The organism is bacterium (assembly GCA_023230585.1).
Classification (GTDB): Bacteria; Ratteibacteria; UBA8468; order B48-G9; family JAFGKM01; genus JALNXB01.
Genome location: JALNXB010000060.1, coordinates 1 through 10,429, shown reverse-complemented (window position 1 = coordinate 10,429; position 10,429 = coordinate 1). Strand labels below are relative to the sequence as shown.

General features: G+C 36.9%; 9 protein-coding genes and 1 pseudogene. 4 read left to right on the top strand and 6 right to left on the bottom strand.

The window, feature by feature from the left end; genetic code table 11:
• Positions 1 to 583: 583 nt before the first annotated feature.
• Positions 584 to 1,903: a DegT/DnrJ/EryC1/StrS family aminotransferase gene (locus tag M0P98_08165; GenBank protein ID MCK9266823.1), complete on the top strand. Its 1,320-nt coding sequence runs from the start codon at positions 584 to 586 to the stop codon at positions 1,901 to 1,903.
• Positions 1,904 to 2,056: 153 nt separating this feature from the next.
• Here M0P98_08165 and M0P98_08160 read toward each other — a convergent pair whose 3' ends face one another.
• The 5 genes and pseudogenes from M0P98_08160 to M0P98_08140 all read right to left on the bottom strand — a co-directional run bounded on the left by M0P98_08160 (position 2,057) and on the right by M0P98_08140 (position 5,601).
• Positions 2,057 to 2,728, bottom strand: a complete 672-nt coding sequence (locus M0P98_08160) for a prepilin-type N-terminal cleavage/methylation domain-containing protein (GenBank protein MCK9266822.1) — start codon at positions 2,726 to 2,728, stop codon at positions 2,057 to 2,059.
• Positions 2,729 to 2,748: 20 nt separating this feature from the next.
• A complete protein-coding gene (locus M0P98_08155; protein ID MCK9266821.1) occupies positions 2,749 to 3,426 on the bottom strand; it encodes a DUF1559 domain-containing protein in 678 nt (225 codons plus the stop codon).
• Positions 3,412 to 3,495, bottom strand: a pseudogene (locus M0P98_08150) (prepilin-type N-terminal cleavage/methylation domain-containing protein). Before M0P98_08150 ends, M0P98_08155 begins: the two are co-directional and overlap by 15 nt.
• Before the next feature lie 333 nt (positions 3,496 to 3,828).
• A complete protein-coding gene (locus M0P98_08145; protein ID MCK9266820.1) occupies positions 3,829 to 4,962 on the bottom strand; it encodes a PKD domain-containing protein in 1,134 nt (377 codons plus the stop codon).
• A 303-nt stretch (positions 4,963 to 5,265) separates the two neighbouring features.
• Positions 5,266 to 5,601, bottom strand: coding sequence for an RNA-binding protein (locus M0P98_08140; protein ID MCK9266819.1), 336 nt, complete (start codon positions 5,599 to 5,601; stop codon positions 5,266 to 5,268).
• 469 nt (positions 5,602 to 6,070) lie between these two features.
• Here M0P98_08140 and M0P98_08135 point away from each other — a divergent pair, with 469 nt between their 5' ends.
• From M0P98_08135 to M0P98_08125, 3 genes are all read left to right on the top strand, one after another.
• Entirely contained in the window at positions 6,071 to 7,462 is a 1,392-nt protein-coding gene (locus M0P98_08135) for an acetylxylan esterase (protein MCK9266818.1), read from the top strand.
• A gap of 19 nt (positions 7,463 to 7,481) precedes the next feature.
• Positions 7,482 to 8,021, top strand: coding sequence for a hypothetical protein (locus M0P98_08130; protein ID MCK9266817.1), 540 nt, complete (start codon positions 7,482 to 7,484; stop codon positions 8,019 to 8,021).
• 61 nt (positions 8,022 to 8,082) lie between these two features.
• Positions 8,083 to 8,964 carry an amidohydrolase gene (locus M0P98_08125; GenBank protein ID MCK9266816.1) on the top strand — a complete coding sequence of 294 codons (882 nt, stop codon included), beginning with the start codon at positions 8,083 to 8,085 and terminating at the stop codon, positions 8,962 to 8,964.
• 63 nt (positions 8,965 to 9,027) lie between these two features.
• Here the strand turns inward: M0P98_08125 and M0P98_08120 are convergent, their stop codons facing one another.
• The gene (locus M0P98_08120) at positions 9,028 to 9,810 is read right to left on the bottom strand and encodes a sugar phosphate isomerase/epimerase (GenBank protein MCK9266815.1); all 783 of its coding nucleotides are present in this window, start codon (positions 9,808 to 9,810) and stop codon (positions 9,028 to 9,030) included.
• Positions 9,811 to 10,429 lie beyond the last annotated feature (619 nt).

The window sequence follows — 10,429 nt, the reverse complement described above, 5'->3', positions numbered from 1 at the left end:
TTATATGCCATTTTCCTCCTTTGTATAGTTATAATTATAACTTGTTTTAAGGGAAATGTCAAGACTTTAATTAAATAAAAATATTGATTATAAAAGGATTTCAAGATTCATGGTTATAAAAACTACGGGAAATTAGGTTAACAGCCCCCCATTCCGTCTTTGCGAGCCGTTTTTTGGCGTGGCAATCTCGCCGAAGGCGGAAAAGGAAATGGGGAATAAACAATAGTGTATAGGATAAAGACGAGGATTACCACGTTATTAGAAAGTATTCCTCGCAATGACAAGCAACAACGGAAAAGAAAAAGCAAAAAACATAAAAGAACCCCTCACCTTGCATCCTCTCCCTCAAGGGGAGAGGCAAATAAGGAAAAGATAAGGCAAGGTTACTTAAACAAGTTCAGGATGGCAAAATTGGGCGTTTAGTAGACTTGAATTTCTGCCATATTAATTGTAACCATATCTTTTATTTTTGTGTCATACCTTTATATTATAAAAGACTTTTTTGTAAAAGGTAAACTAATATGATAGAATTTTATTAAAATTTTAACTATTACTTTTTTGTATAAAAAATAGGAGATAGAAAATGGCTAAACTTGCTCTTAACGGAGGAGAAAAAGCAGTTAAAGATACTTCAAAAGTAAAGTTACCTGTGGTAAGCGAAAAAGGTATAGCAGCAGTTGTTGATTTAATGAGAAAAGGCGAAACTTCCATTTCTGCAAGCGTAGGCGAGTTTGAAAAAGAGTTTGCTCAATATATTGGAGTTAAGTATGCGTTGGCTTCTAACAGTGGAACTTCTTCACTTCATCAATCTCTTTTTGCTGTGGGAGTTTCAGCAGGAGACGAAGTTTTAGTACCTTCATTTACTTTTACCACAAGCGTTTCTACAATACTTGCAGCAAGAGGAATCCCTGTATTTTGTGATGTTGAACTTGACACCCATTGCATAGACCCAAACGATATTGAGAAAAAGATTACCTCACATACTAAAGCTATTATGGTTGTACACGTATGGGGAAACCCGTGTAATATGGAAAAGATAATGGCTATAGCAAAAAAACATAACCTTGCTGTTATCGAAGACTGTTCTCACGCCCACGGGGCAACCTGGCACGGTAAAAAAATTGGTTCTATTGGTGATGTTGCTGGTTTTAGTTTGCAGGGCGGTAAGTTGATGCCAGCAGGGGAAGGTGGCGCTTTTGCTACAAATAATATTGATTTCTATGAAAGGGCTATAATTTGTGGCGGTGGAGATAAGATGTCTTTAATTAGAGAAGAATCGAGGGCAAAAAAAGCTGTGTTGGCTCTTGGGTTTAAACATAGGCCTCACCCTCTTGGAATAGCCATAGCAAGAGAACACCTCAAAGAACTTGATGCCCTTAATGAAATTCGAGATAAGAACGGTAAATATTTTGATGATGCGTTAGCAGATATACCTTGCGTAAAACCTCAAAAGGTCTTATCTGATTGCAGAAGAGTTTATGCCTACCATTTTGGAAGTTATGACTCAAACCTTCTTGAAGGAATATCCAGAGAAGTCTTTTTAAGAGCCCTTGCAGCTGAAGGTGTTAGTTGTGGGCGCATTGGATACGGCAAACTTCACGAAGCACCTTTCTTTGAAGAAGACAGTATCTATTACCACGAATGTTGTCTTGGCAGGTGCCCACATAGCAGACGTCCTGAAGAGTTTGAAAAACCAGATTTGCCTAACACTCTAAAATTAAGAGAAATGGCATTTATGATGGCTCCAAGGTTTGAGACCGATTATAAGGTTCAACTTGAACAGTACATTGATGCCTACCATAAGGTTGCCTCTGCTGTAGATGAATTGAAGAAATACGAAAAAGATAATACAGAAAAACTGGGACCTGTTGATACAAGTAGAAAGAGTGTCAACCCTGTATAAGGGTACAGTTTCCCTAAATTATAATACCTGTGGAGCATTAAACTACATCAGATATATTTGAAATCTCTGTGATGTAAAAATTTGAGTTAGGTAAAAGGAAAGGTTTTTGTATTGTGAAATCAAAAATAAAAATGCAACTTTTTATTCCTCAAATTACCAATAGAGTATATCTTTTTTTCCGTCGGCGTACATAACACGCCACTGTTTTGCTTGCGAAGAAGAGGTATGCCGTTTGGTTGCTTCAATAAACCTGTCAGGTGTTGCTGCCTCAACATGCCCGTCAACAAAAAGCATATTCATTAAATTGGCGTGTCTGAAATGAGCATGGTCGTCCCTGCTTAACGAATAATATTGATGGTCCAACCTTGAGGAACTCGTATTTATATCATAAGCTTCAGCAACTATCCATAAATCTTCCTGAAACTGAAGGTTTTTAATATAAAGAAAACTGGTGTCGTAATATGCCATACTATCATATCTTCGAGCATAAGTAGCCCTGTATTTATTCTTATCAAGTTGGTAAGGTTTAGCAGACGGACAGACCACCAATTCAGGGTTGATATATGACCTTAAATCACCTTCATAATAATACGCAGGAGCTTGAAATGCAGTATACAAACGCAGAGGCATATAGCCATCAAAATCATTTGCGTATAAGTGCAAGCCAATACCTATCTGTTTTAAGTTGTTCATACATACAGAGGCTTTCGCCCTTGCCCTTGCTTTTGACAGAGCCGGTAGCAACATCGCCGCAAGTATAGCTATTATGGCTATCACAACAAGAAGTTCTATCAAAGTAAAGCCTGTATTTTTTCTTTCTCTCATTTTACCTCCAAATTTTTATATCAATATTCTTGGTATAGGTCTCTTAACGTGTAGTCATTGCCAGTTTTACAATTTGGGAAAGGTTCTTGTGGCAAAGTTCTGTAAGAAGTAGAACTTGACGGGATAGTATCTACCCATCTGACGTTCCCTCCAACGTATAACACGTTTACTCCGTGAAGACTGTGGTTAAAGTAATAGTAAAGTCTCAAATGTGGCCAAGCATAAGTAGAATTATGCGCTTTTGTGTCTGCCATTATTGCAGTATCTGGATGTGTCTGTAGATTTAATCCGTACGCGTATGCATAAGAACAACTACCTTTGTACCTGTCTGGGTAAGCACTATGAGATTGACCACGGCTATCCCAAGGACTAACAAGCATACCTGGTATAGCGGTATTTGGTTCAGCCATTGAGCTCGGACATACAAAAAGTTTGGTGTCTGTGATATACGGTGGGGTCTCCAGTTCTGGACTTGGTTCATCTTCAGAGTTGACAGGGTCGGTCTGTCCTGTAAGCAGAGCAAGAGACCTGTTTGTTTTGGAACGCACATTTTGCCCTGTTCTTTCTTCAAGTATGGGGAACCATCCTCCCCAATCCTGTGCATAAATATGTAAAGCCAATCCAAGTTGTTTAAGGTTGGTTATGCAGACTGCTCTATTTGCCCTTTCTTTTGCTTTTGCAAGGGCAGGTAGAAGCATTGCGGCGAGTATTGCTATTATGGCTATAACCACGAGAAGTTCAATGAGAGTAAAGCCTTTCTTTTTCATTTTTTCACCTCCTAGTAACCCATTTATGAATGTTTTTCAAGGAAGTCTTCTCTGTTTTAAAGTCATAAAGAGCCTGTTTTTTTATAAAGTTATCCTTAGTTCTATTCTACTCTCCTGCTTTTCATTTTGTCAAATATTTTGCAATTATATTGAATAAACCTTACCTGTTTATATGTAAATATTCAGTAAACCATCCCCATACTCTCCCCATTCCTTTCCGCTTTTGGCGATTTTATCCCGAGTATGCCCGAGGGAGAGATGAAATCCACTCAAATTTTTCCTCTCCTCTGGGGGAGAGGATATAAGGTGAGGGGGTTATTTGCTTTAAGTCTTTTACTTTATCATTACATCCCAGTAACGGGCTTTCTTATCTTGCCCGTCTGGTCCTGATACTTCCAGAAGAACAACATAAGTTGTACCGGGTTTTGCGTATGTATGTATTGGGTTCTGTTCAGTAGAGGTTGTACCGTCTCCAAAATACCATTTCCAAGAAGTAATGTTTCCGTAAGAACGGTCAAGGAAAGCTACTTTACGGTTCGCCATATCCACTACTTTAAAGGTCCAATCGGCTTCAACTGGTTTACGGAACTGTTTTTCCAGAGGCATCAATTTAAAAGGAAGAGCGTCGGAGGCTTGGCACCAAGGTTGAGGTCTTTCTCCTGAATGCCCAACCTGTGTTAAAGAGTAGAATGCGTCATACCCTTTAACTTTTTCACCTTTGAAATCAAGTACCATCCAGGTAAGACCTATTGTTTTATTTTCTTCAAATTTTGATTCAATACTATATTCTGGTCCGTCGTAGGAAGCGTGGTCAAATACTGTTATGTAAAATTCAAAAATTAGTTTTCCCGGTTCCCCATGTTTAAAATCGTAAGAGTATGCGTAATTTGCGTAAGGGAACTCTTTTATCCAAGGTTGGCAACCCCACACAATAGTCCATTCACCATCAACAGGCGGTGTGAATATGTGATAATTTTGAGCCCTGCTACCGGCATTGTTCATATAAGATTCTACTCTGTTTGGGATTAGCGGGTTTGAAATCAAGTTTCCTCCAGCTCTTGCACCATCAACTACTATCTCGAGTAAATCGTTCATATACCCTTTTGCTGTTCTTGAGTCCACCCTACCAAAATCCCAATAACTATCGTAGGCTTCATATTTGAAATAGAGTCTATTTAACCCTTTTACCCAACCGACAGTCATATTCATATCAAAAACTTTTGGGTCGTTAGGTTTACCTTTAATAATATCTTTTATATGTTCCATTCCATAAGTATATTCAGGTGGCACTATATCCCAGTCATCTGTTTTTCCATCAATACGAGGGATCTGGTTACGAGGGAACTGAAATATTTTGAATTCACGGGTATCTTTTTCTCCAACCATTTTATTCTCCTTTTGTGCAAAAGATGGTAAGTTTACAACAAAAAAAAGAGTTACTAAAATCTTAATAAATTTTTTATACATTCCACCCTCCTTTTACTGTTTACGCTTCTGTTTATTGATTATACTCACATTCCTCGTAAGAGATAATGTTAATGATTCCCTGCTATTTACTTGTTTTATTGAACCACTATTTTAAAAAATTGTCAAAAAGCGTTAGTTTGTTTAAGAGTGTTGTTAGGGATATTCAATAATTGTTGGAGTGTAACTATGTGAAAAACGCTTTTTTAAAAGAAGAGTTAAACCAGTTATGGTGGGATTTGAATAAAAAACAAAAACCTCCCCATTTCTGAGGAGGTTTTTATTTATTGTTATTTTTACATCAAATTAAAATCTTGACCGTCCACCGCCTCTTCCACTTCCAAAATCTCTACCTCCGCCTGAAAATCTTCTTTCTCCTCTTTCGCGAGGTGGTTTGGCTTTATTAACTGTCAATTTACGTCCACCGAGTTCAAAACCGTGAAGAATTTCTACAGCTTTCTGGATGGTTTCGTCAGAATCAACTTCAACAAACCCGAATCCTTTGGATTTTCCTGTAAATTTGTCAAGAATAAGGGTCACTGTTTTAGTCTCGATGCCTTTATCAGTAAAAAGTTCCTTTATCTCTTCTTCTGTTGTACCGTAATCCAAATTACCTACATAAATCTTATATTCCTGTGCCATTCTTTACTTCTCCCTTTTACTTTTCCTTTATTGGAAAGTCATTTTTTATCTAACTTCTATCAAATTGAACTGTTTTACTGAAGTGTCCCCTTATCCGCCTCCTTTTTTTAGCCTATGTAAAATATATGTATTAAAAAATATTAAATAACGTTCACAGGCTCGGTCTTAAAACCTTTCAAAAGTTTAACTGTTAGCAATTATATATTGAGTAACTTTTTTTGTCAAATAAATAAAATTGACATAAACCCAAAAAATTGCTTAAATTAAATAATCTTTTAAAAGTAAAAAAAGTAAAAAGATAATAAGGTATTATGGATAAAAAAGAAGTAAAGAATAAGTATGAGGGTTGCCACAGGAATATAAGACCTTTTAACCTACGTCAATGCCTCAACAGACATACCTTAGTGTCCCGAGTGTGTGGGAAAATATACAAATTTTACTAACGTTAAACACAACAAGGAGAAACGTAATGCGTATGGTTTTCAGGTTCTTTTATATAATTTATATGTTTATTTTTAGTAAATGTCTTTATAGTTTAACTTGGAACGTATCACGCCCATATTCAGACGATAAGAGAGAAATTTTGTTACCATCTTTTTCAAGAGTTAGACAAGATTTAATTTTTAAAAAGGGAGATGAAATTGAGATATTCTTCTTCCCTCAAAAAAGACCTATGAAAGTTGAATGGGAGTTGACTTATAATATGGTTAACAAATCTTTTTTAAAAGGCACAGGTGAAACCTGTCTTGATAGAAGCGTACGGGTTGTTGTTCCTTCAGAAAAACTGTTGCCTGGCTTTTTTGATTTAAAGGTAAAAGTTTATGTTACAGAACAGGAACACGTAGAAGGACTATCTACTTTTGGTTATAGGGTAGAAGATATGGAGTTTACAGAAAATATGCCTAAGGATTTTGAGAGTTTTTGGGAAGAAGCAAAAGATAAGGTAAAAAATGAATCTCTTAATATTATAGAAGAGTTTGAATGTGAAATGGACGACGCCCAAATTTCTAAATATAATTTAGAAGAAGCAAGCCGACCGGAAGATTACGACCCTGAAGGTAAAAAATATAATAAAATTAGAGCATATAAAATAAGTTTTACCGCCGGCGGTCAACGTTTTTATGGTCGTTTGAGTGTTCCTATAGGTGAGGGACCTTTCCCTGGACTCCTTGTTGTTCCTGGAGCAGGAATAGGCAAAGTTCCTATACCAGCAGAACAGGCAAGACACGGATTTGTAACCTTGATGTTACAGATCCATCCTAATTTAGAACTTAACCATAAAAGTGGTATAAAAATTCCAGAATATTTAAAGTATATAGTAAGAGACTATCCTAACGAAATAAAAGATGAATATCTTTACAATGTTTTTTTAGGTTGCATTGGTGCTGTTAACTACCTAAAACAGAGAAAAGATGTTGACCCTAAAAAAATTGCTGTTGCAGGTCAATCTCAGGGCGGAATGCTGTCTTTAATAACAGCTGCTCTTTCTAAAGATGTTACCGCCGTTGTTAGCACTCTTACTGCTTTTGGCTACTGGCCTTTTAGGGAATATGTTAAAAGAGTAAACAGAACAGAAACTTCTGGATGGCCTAAAATAGTTAAACCACCTTTCTCTGTTTATGATAAAAGAATAAAATATTTAAGTTATTACGATACAATGAATTTTGCTAAATATGTAAAATGTCCTGTTATGATTCTTGCTTGTTTATGCGACAGAGTTACCCCTGTTACAACGGCTTATTGTGTACATAAAAACATAGCAGGTTCAAGTAAAATATATTTTAGCCCTAACACAAACCACGATTTTATTATATCTTTTGAAAAACTTGCGTGGCGATGGCTTCAAGAAATGTTTGACTAAAAATTATGGAGGTAATTTTATGGATATAAAGAATTTATTGGAATTGCTAAATAATGCTTCTTTAGATTGTGAGAGAGCAATAGAAAAAGGTTTTGGACCTAAATTGAATATGTTGACCATCAAAGAACAGATAGATACTGCTATAAAACTTGTTGATACGTCAGGTGGTTCACAAGACACACCTGTTGTAGAGAGTGTTAGTGGGGTAGAAGAAAACAAGGAAGAATCTTTGATGGATAAAATAGAAGCAGAGTTAGCCAAACCGTCTACAGAAGAAGATGTAACCGAAGCATCTGCAAAAGAAGAAGAACCGATTGATGCAAAAGAGGCTCTAAAAGATATGTCTAATGGAATAAGTTTGTATTCTGCAGATTCTGCAGAGAACAAAAGCGAAACACCAGAAGATGCAACCCCAAAAGAGAGTATAAAACTTAACCAAGAAACCCCAAAAGAAGAAAATACAGAAGAGAATAAGAAACTTCCTTTACAGCAGACAAACACAGTTCAGCCGTTAAAGTCGAGTAGTTCTATTCCAAGTATGCCTAAAAAAGAAGAATAATTGGGGTGTAAAAGTAGAAAAAAGCCAATAATCTCGTTAAAAATCGAGGTAAAGGAGAAAAATGATAGATATACATACTCATATAATTACTTTATGGGGAGGAAGGGTCGGTGGAAGAGGTATGGAAGTAATTACAGAAAAAGAACTATTTAACGCTATGGATTATAGAGGGGTTGACAGGTTTGTTATTCTACCTGCTGGGGTTAGCCCCGAAGTTCCATGTTTTTATACCGGTCCTAACGATATACTTAAAGTTTACAAGAAACATCCTGATAGGGTTATACCTTTTTGTGATGTTGACCCTCGCTCTGTGGCTAATTCGCCTGATTCTGATTTTTCCTGGATTTTGAACTACTATAAAGAGGCAGGATGTAAAGGATTGGGCGAAATGACAGCAAACCTATATTTTGACGACCCAAGATGTCTTAATCTGTATAGACAAGCAGGGAAATTTGAATTGCCTATACTTTTTCATTTATACGATAGGATTGGCGGTAGTTATGGGTTAGCAGACGACAAAGGTTTACCTAGATTAGAGAAAGCATTGAAAGAGTGCCCTGATACTGTTTTTATTGGGCACGCTATGGCTTTCTGGTCAGAGATAAGTGCTGATGTGCCTGAGAAGGAAAGAGGTGGATACCCTAAAGGTAAAGTCAAAACTCCGGGAAAACTCCAAAAACTCTTAAAAAAATATCCCAATTTATATGGAGACCTTTCTGCTGGAAGCGGGTTAAATGCACTTACAAGAGATGAAGAGTATGGTTACAAGTTTCTTGAAGAGTTTCAAGATAAACTTATGTTTGGCACAGATATTTCTTCAAACATAAAGGTAGTCCCACATATAGAATATTTTAAAAAGGTTAAAGCAGAGAAAAAAATATCGAAGGTAGCTTACGATAAAATAACAGAAAAGAACGCAATTAAGGTTTTGAAACTGAAATAAATGAAAAAAGGAACTGCCACTATTTTTAGTGGCAGTTCCTTATATTTGACATTAAACTTAAATTTAAATCTCTTCTATTAGAGTTTTTAAATAAGCAATATCTTCTCTTGCAAACCACTCTCTGTCGCCTGGTCTTGGGGCTTCAATACAAAGAAGACCTTTATAGTTATATTTTTTAAGGGCTTTAAGGTAATCTCTGTGGTTGATAGCGCCGTCAGCCAACCCAGTTGCAACTCTACCAAACGGAAGTTTATAAGAATTTTTCAAATGTACATAGTACAGTTTCTCAGACACTATTGAAATAGAATCTTCAATGGTAATAGTATCTTCAAGATATACTATATTTCCATAATCAAGATTTGCTCCAACTGCAGGGTCGTTAAGCATATCTAACAACCTCATAGTAGATTCTGGCAGGTCGTGAAGGTAGCCCATATGAATCTCAAGAGCAAATTTAAATCCTACTTCTGTTGCAATTTTTGCACACAACTTTAAATCTTCTACTCCCTTTTTCCAATCATCGCTTGATGCTACTGCTGAACCGCCGGGTATCCGTCCAACTGCCATATTGCAAACCGTCAAGTTAAACTTTTCGTTTGCAATCTTATAAAATTTCATCGCTTCTTCAAAATCTGTTACAGAAGGTCCTCCAAAAAGAACTTTTTTTAACCCAGAAGATTTTACAGCACTCTCTATGGCATCTAAATATTCTTCGGAAGACATAGTTGGGTGGGTTCCTCTAAATTCTATCCCATCATATCCCCATTCAACAGCTTTGTGGCACATCTCAGGTATCGTCTGCCCCTGCTCGCAGTAGTTTACATGCATAATTATAGGCCATTTCATTGGATTATCCTCCTTATTTATGGCTGGTTAATAAATATTTTGTCTTGTGTAATAGGTTACTCTCTAAAATTTTATTTGTCAAACAGTCGAACTAAGATATAATAAATTGTATAAAAATAGATTGTTATGGAGGTAGTTTTCAATTTTACTTTTCCTCCGTTCCTTCTTTGCCCTCTACCCTTGAGGGAGAGGGATCAAGGGTGAGGGGGTCTTTGTGCAGACTAAAAGCAAACGAGTAGCAGAGCGACAAAAGATGAGGTTACCCCTGTATGTCATTCCGGACTTGATCCGGAATCTCGATTTTGCTACTTCTGTTACGTGAGTTAGGTTAAAGATCCTGAAACAAGTTCAGGATAACAAAATTGGGCGTTTGGGCATAAAATGGGCGAGTAGTAGGTACCACAGCCCCCCTATTCCGTCTTTGCGAGCCGATTTTTGGCGTGGCAATCTCGCCGTAGGCGGAAAAGGAAATGGGGGAAAAAAGTATGTGATGTCTACTCACTCTGGTACTACGGCGCATACACCTTCTACGCCACAATCGGGCACTCTGAGAACTCACCCTTCTGCGCAAAGAGCGTCTCCGAAGGGCTTAACAGGCTCAGAGTATAAGAACAAAAGG